The organism is Cellulosilyticum sp. (assembly GCF_982396655.1).
Genome location: NZ_CEVXFV010000007.1, coordinates 15,414 through 33,626, shown reverse-complemented (window position 1 = coordinate 33,626; position 18,213 = coordinate 15,414). Strand labels below are relative to the sequence as shown.

The following is an 18,213-nucleotide window of genomic DNA, read 5'->3' as shown; positions in this document are numbered from 1 at the left end:
AGTGTGAAAGGAGGATTATTATGGATAATATAGAAACTACTTTGTGGGAAGTTATTGTTCGCATTATACATAGAATACCCATCATTATATTATGTGCTATCCTAGGTGGTGGAGCAGGATATGTTTATACTCAGCAGCATAAAGTCTATACTTATACTGCATCTGTGTCTTTGTATGTTATTTGCAATACAGATGTTACCCAATTAAAAGCAGGCATTAATGATATTTCTGCCGCTAGAGATATGGTTGGTTCGTGTATTCCTGTTTTAGAAAGTGACCAAATGCTACAAAAGGTCTCTAGTCAAATTAATAATAAATATTCGGCAAAAGAATTAAAAAGAATGTTTAGTTATTCTCAAGTTACTAAAACGCCTTTTTTTAATATCATGATTACTTGCAAAGACCCAGATGATGCAATCCTTATTGCTAATGCTATGTCTGAGGTGGCGCCACAGCAATTATACGACGTATTACGTATCGCTTATGTAGAAGTAGTAGACCCAGCCCAAGGCCCCTTATCACCTAATCCTACCAATACACTTACCAAGATTTTAATTTGTTTAGTTCTTTCAGCTTTACTCCCTATTTTGTGGATTTTAATCAGAAGCTTACTAGATACAACGATTCATGGTAATAATGATTTGAAATTTTATTACGATATCCCTATACTAGGTGAAATACCTACTCTTGAAAAACAAACTATAAAAAATGATATTCAAAATATAGATATTCCTGAGGGGGGAGATTCAAGTGAAACTCAACGAGAACAAACTATTGAATAAATATACTCGATTTTACATTACAGAAGCTTATAAAAGTTGCAGGACGAATATCAAGGCAAAATTACCTGATAATCGGTGTAAAAAGATTATGATAACAAGTCCTTTGCCCAATGAAGGTAAATCTATTACTTGTGCAAATCTAGCTATAAGTTTTGCTGAGATAGGTGGTAAAGTTCTTCTCTTAGAATGTAACTTGAGAAAGCCCTCACAGGAAAAGCTTTTTAACAGTGAGGTGCAGAATGGATTAAGCGACTTTCTTGAGCAGAGGTGTACAGTATCTGAAATTATTACACCGACTTCTTATGCTAATTTAGATTTGATTCCAGCTGGGCATATTCCTAACAATCCCTCTGAATTATTAGACAGTAATAAGATAAGTACTTTATTTAGTGAACTAGAAGAAATCTATAATTATATTATTGTTGATACCCCACCTGTGAATATCGTAACAGATACCTCTATATTAGCAACTTATAAAGAAATGGAAATTATTTTTGTCGTTAGGCGAAATTACACAAAGCATAAAGATATCAAAGAGGCTATTAGAAGATTAGAGTTCGTAAACGGAAAAGTAAAGGGATTCATCCTTAATGACCTAGCCATTAAAGGCAAAAAGAAAAAGCTAAAATATACAGAAAAATAATGAAAGGAGTAGTACAAATGAAGTTGAAATTTATTCATAAGCTTATTTCAAGGATAAGAGGTCAGTATCCTATTGAGGATTTACTATCTAGAGGGCTTACTGTAGGAAGCAACTTTACTTTGCAACAAGGTTGTATTATAGATGAGTCATTTTGTTGGCTAATAAGTATAGGTGATCGTGTTTCTCTAGCACCTAATGTTCATATCTTGGCACATGATGCGAGTACAAAAAATTATCTAGGCTATGCTAAAATTGGTGAGGTCATTATAGGCAATGATGTGTTTGTAGGGGCTGGAACCATTATTTTACCTCAAGTACATATTGGGAATCGTGTCATTATAGGGGCTGGAAGTGTTGTTACTAAAAACATAGCCGATAATTGTGTTGTATGTGGTAATCCAGCCCGAGTAATCAGTACGGTAGATGACTATATTGAAAAAAATAAGATCTTATTCTCCAACAGACCACATTATAATGCGACTTGGACATTAAATCATATCACCACAGAACAAAAACAAATAATGAAACAAGACTTAAAAGATGGAATAGGCTATATTGAGTAAAAAGGAAAAGGGGCGACAACCCATGATAAAACTATTGATTACAGGTGCAAATAGTTATATTGGGAATGAACTGATGTGCTATTTAGATAAAGCACAAATCGAAGTAAATGTATTAGATGTGAAAGATGCAAATTGGGATACTGAAAACTTCAACGGTATAGATACCATAGTTCATGTAGCAGGTATTGTTCATAAAAAAAAGAAGGAAGTAAGTGATGAACTTTATTTTCGAATTAATCGAGATTTAACTTATAAGATAGCATATAAAGCTAAAAATGAAGGTGTTAAGCATTTTATCTTTTTAAGCACAATGGCAGTATATGGGTTAAGTGGTAAAATAGGTGCTTCTGAAAATATTACAAAAGATACACTTTGTAATCCCACTACAGCTTATGGCGCATCTAAATTACAAGCAGAGCAGCTTATTACTGAATTAAAAGATGATGATTTCAAAGTCACGATTATCAGACCGCCTATGGTATATGGTAAAAATGCCAAAGGAAATTATAATTGTTTAAAACAATGGGTTAAATATGTAGGTATAAGCCCTAGTTTAGATAATCAACGTAGTATGATTTATATTGATAATTTATGTGAGGTTATAGAGGAAATCATTTTAAATCAACAAGATGGAATTATCTGTCCTCAAAATAAGGAATATGTTTCTACTAAAGAATTGATGCGGCAAATTGCAAATTGTCATCAATATCACTTTATAACATGGAATTGGTTAAACAAGCTTATTTACTTATTAGGTAAAAATATTAATATTATGAAGAAAATATTTGGAAACCTAACATATTCAGCTGATATTGCTTATACAATCCAGAAAGTGCATAAAGAAACAAGTTTCGAAGAATCAATTGCTTGCTGTGAATATAGTTCTCTGCCTTATATGCCAACAGAAGCCGAGCCATTAGTCTCTATCATTACACCTATGTATAATGCTGAAAAATATATAAAAGATACTATTGAATGTGTTCTAGCACAATATTATAGGCACTGGGAAATGTTAATAGTTGATGATTGCTCAAATGATCAAGGTTTAACTATTGCCAATCAATATGCTGCTAAGGATTCAAGGATTAAAATAATTGCGCTAAAACAAAATGGTGGCGTAGCAAATGCAAGAAATGAAGCACTAAAAAATGCCACTGGTAAATATATCGCATTCTTAGATAGCGATGATATATGGTATCCTCAAAAGCTATCTGTACAAGTTAGATTTATGGAAGATCATCAGTATGCAATCAGTTATACACGAAACGGCTACATTAATAAACTAGGAGACAAAGAAGAAAAAGTAACACATATACCATTGCAAGTAAACTATAAAAGATTATTAAAAGGAAATCCTCTACATTGCCTAACTGTTATGATTAATCATCAAATAATCCATACAATAGAAATGCCTAATATCAAACATGAAGATTATGCTACTTGGCTTTCTATACTAAAAAGTGGATTTACAGCCTATGGGATAGATGAAGAATTAGCACTATATCGTAAAACAGCTACTTCAGTAAGTGCCAATAAATTTAAAGCTATTACCTGGACTTGGCATATTTATAGAAATCAAGAGCACTTAAATTATTTACAAACCATAAAATATTTTATACTACATATGATTACAGCTTCTATTAAACATATAGTACATTAATATAAATAAAAACAAGATAATGTTATAACCCTGGTCAATTGCTTGGGCTATCTCATCATCTTGTTTTTTATTTATAGCGTAGCATAGTGATTCTTTAGTATTTTTATAATACAGAGGTTATATACCTAAATAGTAGTTCATGTCCTAAATCATTATAATGAAGTCCATCAACAGTTAAAAAATTTGTTCTTTTCGCTAACCAACTTAATTTTAAAGTACTTGAAGAAGCAAGCTGATTAACACCACTTTCATGATTCATATCATAACAACGTAAACATAGATATGCTGCTAAATCCTTTACTGCTTGAATAATGTCACCAAAAGTATTTTGAGCTTTATTATTGATGACTGTTGTGTCTGCAAATTTAGAATTTCTAGGTGGTGTAAGTAGTACAATTTCTGCTTCAGGGTATTTTTCATAAAGCTTAAGAATAAGATGTTTATAATAAGCTAAAAAGCTTGTGCTAGCTACACCACTTCCACTTCCAGTATCTACGGCGAGTGTATCTTCTACTGTACCAATAACTAAATCAGTTTGACGATCATTAGTTCCTAGCATAATTGTAATGAGACTTACGTATTCTGGTAATGTGTCATATGCTTCATCAATCCATTTTCCCACAGCCCTATTGTTTACATTAGTATAAGGTGCAATACTTGCACCACTTTTACCGTAATTATAAGTAATGCAGTTTGGGATCAGGTAGGATGCTAAGTCCATATATGCTAAAGATGCACCATCAGCAGCAGTTAAACTATCACCAATAGCTAACCATGATTTACCGTCTAGATTCATATATGGGCTTACTTGTCTTTGTACTCTAATATGTGGATAAACCCCCATACTTTTATTTGTTGTAAAATAAAGCGTATTAATTGTCTTGTTACCATTTAAAGTTGGTAGTGTTACGTTTAAATCTTCAACTTCTTCATCTAAACATGCGTAATAAATGTACGTTGGATTTTTTGCAAACCAATCACTAAATAAATTAATAATTTCTGCAGTAGATAAGTTTGCATTACTTTCAACACCTAAATCTGTATTTCTTAAGCGAACCGTAATACAATACTGTTCAATGCCCACACCATATGGGATTGCTGCACCAATAGAGCGTATATTTTTGTCACCATGTCCAGTACTTAAGGTATATCTAGAAAAACCTGGTGCTATTACATAACTTTCACTAGCTTTTTGAGGTAACATTGAATTATTAAAGCCATAATTTAGTTCGGGTTTTAAAAAGACAAAAGAGGATTTTTCACCAATTGTATATTTTTCTGTCCAGCTCGGTTCATAATCTAAAATCATATCACCTGTTATCAATAACTTTTTAATTCGTCTATGAAGTTTACCATCTCTTATATAATCAGAGACACCATTTAAACATCGGATTTCTTTATCAATAGTTGTTCTTTCATTATTTAAAACAATATCAAATCCTAAGGCATCACTTCTTTTAATAGGGCTACCAGCAAACTTAATATCATTGATAAAGTTCTCATCATTTCCCAGTAGATTAGAATCATAAATACCTAATATTTCATACGTAATATACTTACCAGCTGCAACATCTGCTTTGCTTATTCCAATCATAGGTTCACAAATACTTGCTGCAGTTAAATTACCACCGCCTACCTTTACTGAGAGTTTTTGAATACCTGTTGTAGCCTGTAAGTTACTTAGAACTTGTTCACTATTTGTTGAATTAACATTATAGAGTGTTAAAGAGGGTACATTTGCTGAGATGCTATCAACACGAATTGTTACATAATAAGTGTCAGCATAGTGTCCAATGGTAAGGGGCAAAGCAACTTGTCGATTAGATTCTAAGTTATGGGTAATGACACCTAGTGACTTTTGTAATAATCCGTGTATCGCCTTGGAAGCTAACATATCATACATTCCTAAAGTCTGTTTATCACATATGATATGTTTAGTTGTTACATAAGAAGGGAGGTTACCAGTTGCTACACCATAATAGGCAATATCCTCAATACGCTTAAATAAAATATCTTCTGCATAACTAGAAGTCGTACTCGCTGTAGTATTAACAACAGAAACCACATTAGTTTCATGTATTTGAGTAGTAGATGTTACCTTAATTTGAGCAGTAGGTGCTAAAGGGAGATTAAAAAGGATCTGTTTACCTGGTAATGCAATTATTTCAATAAGTTCTAAAATGAGTTGTGTTGTATCCGTAACAGATGATAGGACACATTTAATGGCATCTCCTTGTGAAAATATTTTTGTGCTATTGCCATAGGAAGCTACAATAAAATCATCATTATCATTAAGGAGTCTCATATCATAATTTTTATAAGAATTATTGTTATAAGAAAATTGAATAACGCCTGTACCACTTACTTTCTTTAAACGCAAACCAAGTGTATACATTCCTGTAAATGGTGTATAGCTCACTAAAGGAAATTCTACATATTTTCCATTACCACTAAATGTCATTGAAACAACTTTTCCATGAATGCCATACGTACGGTCAACCATAGTAATAGGTACATTAACATTTCGTATCCAATCCCAAGAGATAGTGGCGTATGATAAATCGCCATTTAATGCTAAATTCATAACACCCATAGGGAGATAATTAGGTTCAATTCCTTTATCGCCTAGTTTAATCGAATTTGTAAAATTAATCGTTTTAAGTGCAAATATCTGTTTAGAATCGTTACTTGCTTCATAGTTATTATATAAATTAAAATTGCAATATTTATAGTTATAATCTTCTGTCAGTGGGAGAGCTGAATCAAAGTAACAACTATTTAATGTAATTGTGCAATTTGGATTCTCTTTTTCTAAATAAAAAAGTGCTTTAGAGGCATATGATAAATCACAATTATTAAAGCCAACATTATTTAATAATTTATCACCATAAATTTCCACACAATAATTGCAGTTTTTTGATCCAATAGCTACATTATTAAATTTCAAACTGTTAATACCATACGTTTTATCAGTTATATTTTTGGCAGTACTATTTATAATGACATTTTTTAGAATACAACCAAATGTAAAGACATTATTAAACTGATAGTAGATATCAAAGTCTGTTAATCCATAAGGGAGTTTTGTATTACTGTTAATTGCAGCATTATTAAACTTTAAAGTATCAATATAGAAATTCTTAATTTGACTATCCCATACAGCACAAATATTGACAAAATTAGAACGAGAGTTATGAACAAAAGCTACACCATCGATGATAGAGTTATAATGACAAAATATATTGATGCTACATTCGTTTTCTGTACCATACCAATCAAATGCAGCGCCTTGAAACTCCAATGTTCTATAAGAGCGATTATCATCCCACCCTGTAGCATTTCTAAACATTCCCATGATTGTTAGCATGCTGCTAATCTTAATAATGCCTTTAGGCACATATAACTTAGCTTTACCAAAGAAATTTAGAAACCTTTGAAAGTTAATGGTATCATCTGTAATACCATCCTGTTTACAGCCAAACCAAGTAGAGTAGAGCTCATTAGTATATAGGATATTTAAATATAAATTATTGTAGGCAATACCAGAACCATTATCCGTATTAGAAACTATACGATAATGTGTGGCACCATCTGTAGCAGTATAATAGCCAGTTACTTTAATAACAGTATTAAGGGATAAGTTATTTAAAGAAAGTAAATCTGATATGGTGTCTACACTAGCTACTGAAGATATTGATAAAGTTTGGGATTTCAAATCAATAGTATGACTCATAAATTCATCCACTCCTTTACTATAATATATACACAAATGGACAAATTGGTTATCAGTCAAACGAAATCTTTTGAGTATATAAAGATAAATAACAAATTGTTTATTGGAGGAATAGTAAATGAAATTTAGTATAATTGTTCCTATATATAATGTTGAAAAATATCTTCCTACCTGTATAGAAAGTGTACTTACTCAAACATACACTGAATTTGAACTTATTTTAGTAGATGATGGCTCTCCTGATAAATGTAATGAAATTTGTGATAAATATGCTATTAAAGATTCTAGAATTAAAGTAATTCATAAAATTAATAGAGGACTCCCAGCTGCTCGCAATAGTGGTTTATATATTGCTACAGGTGATTATGTTATGCATTTAGATGGTGATGACTTTTGGGATAAATATTATCTAGAAAATGCTTATGAAATATTAAAGCCCCAAAATGTCGATATATGTTTTGGGGATAGAGGGACTGATTATTATGACGATGGTAGAACCAAAGAATTTATACTCTATGATATAAATCTTTTAAATAATAAACATGATATTATGACATACTTTTTAGATTATCAGCATAAAGCTCCTCATGCTGTTTTTCATAATATTTATAATCTGAAATTTATAAAAGAGCATAGTTTATATTTTACTGAAACTTTAACATGGTCTGAGGATGAAGATTATTTTTATACACTGCTACAAAAGATCAATACCTTTACCTTTTGTAACTACAACTTTTATTTTTATAGGAAATCAAATCTTAATGCGATGACAAAAAATATTACAGCTAAAAATATCTTAAGCAAGATGTACGTACAAAAAAAATGGTTTGACTACTATAAACAATTATCTATTAATCCTGCCATTAGGCGTTTAGCTCTAGAACGATTTGCTAATAGATATATGGAACTCATACGTTTTATTAATAAGCTTCCAACTGAAGAGTGTAGACCGGTGATAGATTATATTAAGGAGAATAACTATATACTAGAATACGTTACAGGTTACAAAAAACAATTTATTAAACTTATTTATGACCTAGCTGGGTATCGTACAGGAAACAAACTTTTAAATGCCATAAAACCATGTTGATATATAGAGAAATAGAATGCCATACTATTTTGATAATTTTAACATTTTAAGCATGCACGTTCGTTTATACATGCTATACTTTGTAAAGATTAATGCTTCAATCTTTGTAAAAAATCGTTGGTCTTTTCTGACTAATAAATAATATAGATGTTGAAACCATGCTACAACTACTAAATATGGTTTTTTTTCTAAATAGGAATACTTCATCTTAAGCTTATTGTATTTAGGAAAAAACATTTGCCACATGGAAGTGGGGTAGGATGTATTAGGCCCTTTCACATTGGTAAATGTAGCAGCCAAACTACGGTAATATGTGGCCATCCCAAACACACCACTTTGAAAGATATCATTTATAAATAAGTTTATTTTAGTTTTAGGATATTGGGGTAAATTAACTAATGCAGTAGGGGGGTCATAGCTAAAAAAGATTTGACAAACAGCTATTTGCATAGCAAAAAACTCATATAGGCCAATGTCTTTTAATTGTTGAGTCAAGTACGTCCAGTTAAATTTATCACCATATTTTTTTAGTAGTAAATAAAAATCACAAAGCTGTCTTAAACCAAAACCAGCATAGTTTAAATGTTTAGCCATATGCATACAGAGATAAATTAAATGATCATTAAACGAAAGGGTAAGAACAGCGCTATTATTAGTATTTGCCACCATTGCATGTTCCCAAACTTGTTCTTCAAATGCAATCGCAGCAGGAATATTAAAAGAGCGATGATTGGTCAGTGCCCAGTGTACCTCAATGCACATATACTGTGGATGTGAAAAGACTACATGATAAGCATGTGTATCTTGAACTTCTTGATAACCTTGATTTTCTAAAAGTTGTTTTACTTTATCTAAATCTTCTTTATGTATTAAGATATCGGCATCTCCCATAAGTCTAAGGTCTGGTCTAGGATAAAGATTTCTTAGAACTACTCCCTTAAGGGGTAGAACAGGAATACCCTGACTTTCAAACTCACCTAAAATATAGTTCACTTGCTTTATATATTCTTTTTGATAGCAACTTCGCATAATCGTTTCCTGTGTCCATTTCTTGATTAAATCAGGTGCTATCTCCTGTAACATTTTTAAGTTATCTAAAGCTGAAAAAATAAGCGTTTGGATTTGATGTTTACATCCTTGTGTATATAAGTAATCAAGCTTATCAGCATTAGGTTTTAAGAGATTAATCTTTTCACTTTGTGTAGCTGCTAATACATATTGAACTAATAATCTTTCATTAGGGCTCATAGTCTCCTCCTTGAAAATATATTTACTTAATGCTTTAAGATAATTAAACTTACTTCGGGATTATTAAAAATTCTATAAGGAAATGAGTTTCCACCTAATCCACGATTAATTAACAATGTTAACTGATTGTACTTAAAAATGCCATTATCATACTTTGGAAAGAAACCTTGACCTGTTGCAAAGAGACCTCCTAAAAAAGGGAGACGAATTTGCCCACCATGTGTATGCCCACACAATGCCAAATCAATAGGAAATTCACTATAGATTTGGATATATTCTGGACGATGACATAGTAAGATTGTATAGGCCTGCTTATCTTTTATAGTCCCAATAGTTTGTTCTAGTAGTATCTTATTTCGATCCGCTATAGGGTATTTAAATATCTTATTAGGTAGAGAAAAAGCAATAGGATCTGGAAGACCTACTAAATTAATAACATCATCTTGCGTACTTTTCAGTGTAATAACCTTATTATTCATTGTTATAACACCTATTTCATCTAATTTCTTAAAAAAGTCTTGTTTTTCATTATCATAGAGCAGTATTGCCTCATGATTTCCATAAATATAATAAGTAGGTGCAATTGCTACTAATCCTTTCATTAATTCAAAGCAAGGGCCTTCCAGCTTTGTACGACCATCCACTAAGTCTCCTGTAAACACTATAATATCCGGTTGTAAATGCTTGACCTTCTTAAGAAGATTTACTTGATTACTTCCAAAAGTTTTACTGTGTAAGTCTGAAAGTTGTACAATACGATAGCCCGAAAAAGAATCTGATATTTTATCAGATTGAATTATATATTGCGTAATATCTATATGATTATTACCATAATAAAGCAAACACTTTAAACCTATTATCAGATAGAGGCTAATTGTTATAACCAATATCACACGATAAAGAAATTGATAAAACTTTATTATAACTTTTAACCATGTCATAATGACCTCCTAAAGTAATAAGTAGTCTACATGCTAGACTAGTAATATATATGTCCAATACTAATTTGTTATGATAAGCATCTAACGCACAGAATGAATATGTATAAATCTTAATGCTTGAAACTTATATATTAACTTATTTAATAATAATGATCCAATATAGGAAAGTATAAAAATAATTAATGAGAGTAGTGGAATATATATTATTACATTTATTGAAATATGAAGGATATTATTTAAGGTTTGATCAATTAACATGAGTATTCCTGCGTGAAGTATATATATATTAAATGTATGCTTTGTAAACCTATGTATTTTGCTTCTTTTAGAAGGTAGATTTAAAAAAAACAAATAAAGACTTAGTGAACTAACTATCATAAATGGCGAAAGATTATCATAAAACATAAGACTTTTGTTGATATCAGAAAACGTATGATGAATTACAATAAAGTATGTCATTATAGTGGCTAGTATAGAAGCGATAAGATACGTTGAAAGAAATAGCCACTTTGCTCTAAAATAATCCTTATAATAATGTATAGAATGTCCTAATATAAAGTAACCTAAATAATTTATAAAGCGAATAGGCCAAATACTGCGATTATAAGGCTCAATAAATATAGCCATAATGAGAAGCATAATACCTATAATAAAGAACCATTTTTCCCCTAATCGCTCTTTTAATTTAATAAGTAAAGGTACCGCTAAGTACAACCCTATTAACATGTACATATACCAAAGGTGATAAAAAGGGGAGGCAAATAGAATTTTTATAGGCAACCAATTATACGCTGTAGACGATATGGTATTGCCTAGATGATCTTTTATAACTTGTAGTACTAAAGAAAAATAGTAATAGATAATAGCGGCTATCAGAGTCGGTAAAATAATCTTAGTAAATGTTTTCTTGTAGAAATAAGAGAAATTTTTGTTTTTATTTTGAGTTAATATAAAAGCCCCACTTAAAAGAACAAATATAGGTACTGCCGTCTGGACAAAACCTTTAATACCACTACAAATCAAGAAGTCTATAGAATGATACGGTTGCTCAAAACTTATTACTAGTGGTCGTACTATTACATGAATAATAATTACAAATAATGCGGCTATAATGCGTAACAAATCCAAATTATACTCTCTTTCTTTCATGTATTACCAATCCCTTCCTATTAGATAATATTGAGTTAGATAATATTAAGATTTTTATTTTCAATGATATGGCCATTTGTTATTTCATACACATGATCGCAAATATCAAGTGCCGCATGACGATGTGTAATAATGATGCAAGTAGGACAGCTTTCCCAGTTTTTTAGATGTTTTAATATCGTTCGTTCTGTTGTCGCATCTAGAGCAGAAGTTGCTTCATCTAATATTAGGATTGGTTTTTTACAGAGCAAAGCTCTTGCAATGGCTATGCGTTGCGCTTGTCCTTCTGATAAACCTTTATTTTTTTCACCAACTGATGTTTTTAATCCTTCTTTTAGGGAATTAATAAACGGCCATGCAGCAGCTAAAACGGCTGCTTCTTTAATTTGTTCAAAACTTGCATGTGCATTACCGTAGGTTATATTTTCTTCAATAGTTCCTGAGAAAAGTGTATTGCCTTGAGGCACATAACTCATTAGATGGCGATGTGACGTCATAAGCTTCATTGTCTGTTCCTGCATTTCAAAAGTAATTTCTCCTTGTAATGGAGTTAATAACGCAAGGAGCAGTCGAATTAACGTCGTTTTGCCTGAACCTGACTGTCCCATAAGTCCAATAATTTCGCCTGCTTTAATTTCTAAATTAATATCTTCTAAAACAAGTTGGTTCATTATATATGCAAAATTAACCTTATTAAATCTTAGTCCCTTAAATCCCAAATACTCAAAATGATTCATTTCAGTAGGTAATCCTAATGGTTCTTCTGATATTTGTTCTATTTCTATTAGTCGATCGACTGAAACTAATCCTTGTATGATACTTGTAAGACTTCCTGCTAAATTTGAAAGTGGTGTTTGCACATTACGATAGAGCTGTAATAAGGCAGCCAATGTGCCAAAGCTTAACTTATGACATGCTAATTCATAAGCAGTGAAACTAAAAATAAAAAAATATGTAAGGGTAGAGCCAATGCTTAATAATGTATCAGCTTTGATATTTAATTTACACGTATGTAAATTTAAATTAAATCTTTTTTCTTGTAAAATATCAAAATCCATCATGCTCATTCTTTCATGACAAAAACTTTTTACAATACTTATGTTTTGTAAATTTTCTTGCATAAAAGCATTATATTTAATTTCTTGTTCTTGAGTTTCATGATAAGTTTGTCGCATCTTTTTTCGGATAAATAAGCTGTGGAGTGCAAAGATTGGAGATATTAGAAGTGTTATTAATGCAATTGTAGGTTCCAAATTTAATAAGGTAACAAAAGAAATTAGAAATGTTACGGATAAAGTGATTAAACTAGGAAAGACATCACATATTAAAGTAGTTACTTTAGCGGCATCATTTCCAATATGCCCTAATAAATTCATACTATGATAAGAGATTTGTGCTTGCCAGTTACTATGCAATAAATGATTAAACAACTTTTTCTGAATATCATTAAGTAGCTTTGTAACAGCAAAAGTATGTTGATATTTTACCAGTGCACGCAATAGCAATTGGAGCATAAAAATAACTGCTAAAATTTTAATCCATTTAAAAACTAACACTATATTTCCATTAGTTGCTGCATCAATTAATGATTTAGAGATTAACGCAAGATAAATAGAGATACCTGATAAGACCATATTCATTAACGTATTTACTACTAACAACCACTTAATAGGGTTAGCTTTTTGGATAAGCCATTTAAACTGCATTATCAATTTTTTCATTGGTATAGTCCTCCTTTAACAACTTCTTAGTATATATATGCCTGTCATTAAATTTTTAAAACATAAAACTTCATGGTATATATTAAGGCCAGCTTGCTATACATATATTAAGACAAGGAGGGGGAGTATGTTAAAAAAACACTTAACAAATAAGATATTAGGATTGCTTACTTTTTTTATTCCTATATTTGTAATGGTAATACTTATAGCTCAGCAAGGTATTTATCCTTTTGGTGAAAACACTATTTTAACGGTGGACTTACGAGGCCAATATATTGGCATGCTCGCTTATTTACGAGATATTTATTTAGGAAAGGGAAGCCTCGTATATGCTTTTAGCAAGGGCTTAGGCGGAAATATGAGCGGGCTTTTTGCTTATTATTTAGCAAGTCCCCTCAATTTAATTTTACTTTTGTTTTCAAAATATCATATTACAGAAGCAATATTAGTGATTACATTAATTAAAATAGGACTTTGCGGCGTAACATCTGCCATTTATTTAAATAAACACTTTCATAAATATGATGGCAGTATTCTTGTTTTTTCTTCTTGCTATGCACTCATGTCTTATAATATCTGGCATCTTTCTAATATTATGTGGCTAGATGGTGTGATCTGGCTTCCAGTTATTTTATTAGGTATTGAACGCTTAATCAAGAAACAAAAAATAGATCTTTATGTCATTAGCCTAGCCATTAGTATTTATTCAAATTACTATATAGGTTATATGCTTTGTTTAGCAAGTGTTCTTTACTTTATTTACAATTTATTCATCAAAACTGGAGAGGCCAAACAGCTCAGAAAAACAATCTGTAAATTTATATTAGCTTCTCTCACAGCAGGGAGTCTTATCGCCTTTTTACTTTTTCCTACTTTACTCTCATTAAGAAATGGCAAGACAAGCTTTCGGTTAACACAAATTCCTATAAAATTAGAAATTAGTCTAAGCGATTTACTTAGTAAATGTTTTATAGGTAGCTTTAATGGTGAGCAGCTAGAAAACGGCTTTCCTGTAATCTTTATAGGCAGCTTAACACTTAGTTTAGTATTGGGTTACTTTTTAAATAAACGGATTTGTGTTAAGGAAAAGATTGCCTCTGCAAGTATGCTTATTATCTTTTATCTTAGTTTTAGTGTCAGTACTCTAAACTTAATATGGCATGGTTTTGATTATCCTGTTTGTTTTCCCTATAGAAATGCTTTTATTGTAAACTTCTTCTTGATTACATTAGCTTATAAGTGCTTTGTACACTTAGAGGGCATACGGCTTAAACATTATATAACTATTATAGGCATATGGAGTTTATTAGGAGGCGTCATATGGTGGAAAAATTATGGTTACTTAAGTGAAAAGAAAATTATTCTAACCCTATTCTTTGTCTTTCTGGGGTGTTTATGCCTCTATATTTATACACTTAAATCTAAAAAAGCTTTTTTATTATTAGAAATGCTTATAGTTTATAGTGAATTATTAATTAATGGTTGGACGATCGAAGAGCAGTTCTCCTATTTTCCTAGAAAATACATTGTAAATAGCATGAAGTGTTTTGCCCCTGTTCTTGAAAACCTTACTCATCAAAATGACTTTTTCCGTTTAGAAGAATTTTATCAAGCTGTTGATACAGAGCCTATGTTATTTGGTTATAACGGCATCAATCATTCTAGCTCAGCTATTGATAAAAGTGGATTGGATTTTCTAAAAAAATTAGGTGTATGTTCTTGTTCTGCCACTGTCAATCAAAAGTATATAGAAGGGGGGACATTACCGACAGATATGTTATTAGGTATTAAATATTATTTAATATGGCACCAATATAAACCTATTGACTATCTGTCTACTACTTGGGGGGCACAATCTTTTTATCCTATCTTGGAGAAAAGTGGTTCTATGACCGTTTATAAAAATCCCTATGCTTTGCCAGTAGGTTATAGTGTTTCAAAAGAAGTTCTACGCTCCTTACCTAATACCACAAATGTATTTGACATACAAAATCATTTTTTAAATCAATTAAATGATACTTCTATAAATTATTATGAACCTGTCACCATTCAAAATGTAAGCTATAGTAATATCCTCCAAAAGGAAGAGAATGGCGAAATAGTTTATACTAAGCAAGATATTACGAAAAAGGCAACCATTACCTATAAGTTGGCTATAGAAAATCACGCACCTCTTTATATGTATCTGACTTCTCCACGCTTTCAGTCAAATCAGCTTTCTAGAAATCCAGTAGAGATTTACGTGAATGGTATAGATGCATCCTATTATTTCTTAGGCACAACTTATGGCATTAAAAATCTGGGGACTTATGAGGAAGGGGAGAGTATTACCGTCACCTTAGAACTAATAGATTCACAGTTCTCTATGCAAGATAGTTTATTTTATACCTTAGACTTAGAGCGTTTTAAAACACTCAATGCAAACTTAAGGGCCCAAAGCATATCCGTAACGCATTGGCATGAAGGTTATATAGAAGGGGATATCACTATTCAAAAAGATAATCAACTTTTAATGACTTCTATTTTATATGACCCAGGATGGCAGATTAACGTGGATGGCAAGAAGCAAGTTGCGCAAGCTATACAAGATGCCCTTCTTGGGATTTCATTGGATACAGGACTACACCATATTATAATGTCATATGAAGTTCCAGGTCTTAAGATAGGGCGTGCCATTTCACTTGTAACACTTATTTTACTTATAAGCTATCATTTATATCAGTTAAGGAGGAGGCAACAATGAGTGGTATTATTTATGGCATGATTAATCTTGATGGGCACTCTTTAAAGAATACGGAAAATATACAACCTGCTTTAAACTGTTATCAAGTAGATAGTTATTCAGAAATTAAAGAGAATGCTGTCTTTATGGGATGTGGATTACTTTATATTACAACTTTAAATCAAACTGAAACACTGCCACTTTACAACAAAGATCATACAAGGCTAATTACAGCAGATGTCGTCTTAGATAATCGTAAAGAACTCTATAGGGCATTGCATCTGAGCGTAGCAGAAGGGGAGAGTAAAACAGATAGTGAACTCATCTTATTAGCTTATGATAAATGGGGCGAGGCTTGTCCTAACTATTTAATTGGAGACTTTGCTTTTGTTATCTGGGATCAAGTTACTAAGCAAATTTTTTGTGCGCGAGATGCTACTGGTACAAGGACTTTTTATTATAGCCTTAAAGACAATTATTTTTGTTTTGGTTCGGTTATAAAAGCTATACAAATGGCAGATGAAAAGAAGCATGCATTAAATGAAGATTGGTTCTTAGAATTTCTATCCACATCCATTGTTTTAAATCAATTTAACTATGAAAGTACACCCTTTGAAGGAATTAAACAGCTCCCACCTGCACATAGCTTATTAATTACAAAAACGTCCATACATCTTGTAAAGTACTGGGAACCTCTTAAACATATCATGCCACTTAAACTTCCTAACGATAAAGCATACAAAGAGGCTTTCTTAGATATATTTAATTCAGCTGTTAGATGTAGATTAAATACACCACATCCCATAGGGATCTTATTAAGTGGAGGGCTTGATTCTAGTGCAGTTGCTTGTTTAGCTTCTAAAGCATTAGCCAAACAAAATAGAATATTAGAAGCCTTTAGTTCAATTCCGATGACTAATTATAAACCGTATACTATTGCAGGTCGCCAGGCCAATGAAACACTATTTATTGAAGCACTAAATGCAGCTTATTCCAATATTAATCAGCATTATTGTAAGGCCGACGGCGAAACTGCTATTTCAGACCTTGAACATGTTTTAGATGTCTTTGAATACCCTTATAAGATGTTAGAAAACATTCCTTGGTATCGACAATGTTTAAAAACTGCAAAAGAACAAGGATGTAAAATTGTACTGAATGGTCAATATGGTAATAGTACAATTTCCTATGGGAATTTTTTAACTCAAAGTTTAACCTTACTGCAGAAAGGAAGATGGTTTAAGTTGGCTCAAGAAATAAAAGCCTTTAGCATGTCTCATCATATCAGTTGTAAACGTGTGGTTAAAAAAGTCTTATCTATTTCTATTCCTTATAAGTTAAAACAGCTCCTTAAACACAAGCAGATTAAATCATTTGATTACTTTAAATACTCCTTGTTAAATGAAACACTTATTCAAAAGCATCATCTACTTCAGCGATTACGCAATGCTAATTTTTATCAATATCCAGAGCGTTTTTATAACCTAAAAGAAGAGCGTAAAAATATTATAGACTTAATGGGATTTACCCAAATTGCTAGTATGGAAATGAAGCAAAGCTTAGAAAACGGGCTTATTATAAGAGACCCCACACGTGATAAACGCCTTATTGAATTTTGTTTAAGCTTACCAGGGGAGCAGTTTATGAAAGATGGCATAGAGAGGCGGTTGATTCGCTATAGTATGCAAGATATTCTACCCGATATTATTCGATGTAATACTGAAAATCGTGGGATACAAGGCGCTGATAAATTACAAAGATTACAGCCTTCGTGGAAAGTACTCTATAAAAACCTTCAAGAATTACCACAACATCATTATATATGTTCTTTAATTAACCAAGAAAAATATCAGCGGCATCTAGAAGCCCTAAATCATGAGCTTCAAGAAGAAGACTGGTATGAAGTAAAGATGTTTTTGTTACTTTATATATGTGATTGTTTTATTCAAAAAAATATATAA

The 18,213-nt window shown here is 31.5% G+C and carries 12 protein-coding genes; 7 read left to right on the top strand and 5 right to left on the bottom strand.

The annotated features are described in order from the left end of the window. Positions 1-20: 20 nt before the first annotated feature. The 4 genes from AC1VAQ_RS04615 to AC1VAQ_RS04600 are packed head-to-tail and all read left to right on the top strand — an operon-like array spanning position 21 to position 3,648. Positions 21-782 (top strand): YveK family protein, encoded by a 762-nt coding sequence (locus AC1VAQ_RS04615; protein WP_302596285.1) that lies wholly within the window; start codon positions 21-23, stop codon positions 780-782. Beyond that, positions 775-1,425: a CpsD/CapB family tyrosine-protein kinase gene (locus AC1VAQ_RS04610; RefSeq protein ID WP_479903530.1), complete on the top strand. Its 651-nt coding sequence runs from the start codon at positions 775-777 to the stop codon at positions 1,423-1,425. The genes AC1VAQ_RS04615 and AC1VAQ_RS04610 overlap by 8 nt, the downstream gene beginning before the upstream one ends. 17 nt (positions 1,426-1,442) lie before the next feature. Continuing rightward, complete coding sequence (locus AC1VAQ_RS04605) at positions 1,443-1,988, top strand: DapH/DapD/GlmU-related protein (RefSeq protein ID WP_302596283.1); 546 nt, start codon at positions 1,443-1,445, stop codon at positions 1,986-1,988. 22 nt (positions 1,989-2,010) lie between these two features. Continuing rightward, positions 2,011-3,648 carry a glycosyltransferase gene (locus AC1VAQ_RS04600; RefSeq protein ID WP_479903529.1) on the top strand — a complete coding sequence of 546 codons (1,638 nt, stop codon included), beginning with the start codon at positions 2,011-2,013 and terminating at the stop codon, positions 3,646-3,648. Positions 3,649-3,751: 103 nt separating this feature from the next. On the opposite strand, the gene AC1VAQ_RS04595 is transcribed toward AC1VAQ_RS04600, so the two are convergent. Next, positions 3,752-7,381: an SGNH/GDSL hydrolase family protein gene (locus tag AC1VAQ_RS04595; protein WP_479903528.1), complete on the bottom strand. Its 3,630-nt coding sequence runs from the start codon at positions 7,379-7,381 to the stop codon at positions 3,752-3,754. A gap of 118 nt (positions 7,382-7,499) precedes the next feature. Between AC1VAQ_RS04595 and AC1VAQ_RS04590 the strand changes: the two genes are divergently transcribed. After that, positions 7,500-8,471 carry a glycosyltransferase family 2 protein gene (locus AC1VAQ_RS04590; RefSeq protein ID WP_302596279.1) on the top strand — a complete coding sequence of 324 codons (972 nt, stop codon included), beginning with the start codon at positions 7,500-7,502 and terminating at the stop codon, positions 8,469-8,471. A gap of 24 nt (positions 8,472-8,495) precedes the next feature. Here the strand turns inward: AC1VAQ_RS04590 and AC1VAQ_RS04585 are convergent, their stop codons facing one another. From AC1VAQ_RS04585 to AC1VAQ_RS04570, 4 genes are all read right to left on the bottom strand, one after another. Continuing rightward, positions 8,496-9,719, bottom strand: a complete 1,224-nt coding sequence (locus AC1VAQ_RS04585; RefSeq protein ID WP_302596278.1) for a nucleotidyltransferase domain-containing protein — start codon at positions 9,717-9,719, stop codon at positions 8,496-8,498. A gap of 26 nt (positions 9,720-9,745) precedes the next feature. Beyond that, a complete protein-coding gene (locus tag AC1VAQ_RS04580) occupies positions 9,746-10,660 on the bottom strand; it encodes a metallophosphoesterase (RefSeq protein ID WP_479903527.1) in 915 nt (304 codons plus the stop codon). Between the two features lie 81 nt (positions 10,661-10,741). Then, a complete protein-coding gene (locus AC1VAQ_RS04575; protein ID WP_302596276.1) occupies positions 10,742-11,809 on the bottom strand; it encodes an acyltransferase in 1,068 nt (355 codons plus the stop codon). Between the two features lie 35 nt (positions 11,810-11,844). Beyond that, positions 11,845-13,530 carry an ABC transporter ATP-binding protein gene (locus tag AC1VAQ_RS04570; RefSeq protein ID WP_302596275.1) on the bottom strand — a complete coding sequence of 562 codons (1,686 nt, stop codon included), beginning with the start codon at positions 13,528-13,530 and terminating at the stop codon, positions 11,845-11,847. A 127-nt stretch (positions 13,531-13,657) separates the two neighbouring features. On the opposite strand from AC1VAQ_RS04570, the gene AC1VAQ_RS04565 reads away from it, so the two are divergent. Then, positions 13,658-16,273, top strand: coding sequence for a YfhO family protein (locus AC1VAQ_RS04565; protein ID WP_302596274.1), 2,616 nt, complete (start codon positions 13,658-13,660; stop codon positions 16,271-16,273). Then, positions 16,270-18,213 carry an asparagine synthase-related protein gene (locus AC1VAQ_RS04560; protein ID WP_302596272.1) on the top strand — a complete coding sequence of 648 codons (1,944 nt, stop codon included), beginning with the start codon at positions 16,270-16,272 and terminating at the stop codon, positions 18,211-18,213. Before AC1VAQ_RS04565 ends, AC1VAQ_RS04560 begins: the two co-directional genes overlap by 4 nt.